Origin of the sequence: Pseudomonas sp. 65/3-MNA-CIBAN-0223, from assembly GCF_040310425.1 — a bacterium.
GTDB lineage: Bacteria > Pseudomonadota > Gammaproteobacteria > Pseudomonadales > Pseudomonadaceae > Aquipseudomonas > Aquipseudomonas gregormendelii.
On record NZ_JBEOPV010000085.1, the window covers coordinates 1 to 290 of the forward strand.

1 pseudogene is annotated in these 290 nt (G+C 47.6%); it reads right to left on the reverse strand.

Going from position 1 to position 290, the window contains the following annotated elements:
- Positions 1 to 48: 48 nt before the first annotated feature.
- A pseudogene (locus tag AAEZ09_RS28025) lies at positions 49 to 290 on the reverse strand (alkaline phosphatase); the annotation flags it as partial.

Here is a 290-nt window from a genome sequence, read left to right on the forward strand (position 1 = left end):
CCGATAATTATCGAGGGCCAGTCAAATATTTAGGCAGGTATTAATGTATTAGTCTTCTAGTGCTTCCATAGCGTGTTGACCTACTTCTGTGTGATGCAGTACTTTGCCAAAGGGTACGGTAGTATCTCCCGGGCCTTGGGTAAATACCAGTACCGGTGTATTGGTATGGGTGCCGGTGGCCCAGACTACGTTTTGCTGTTCAGCCACTTCGCGAGCCAGCAGGTTTTGACGATTGTCGTCAGTTTGGTAAGCGAAAAAGGCACCGTTAACGTCCATTTTTGGAACGGTTT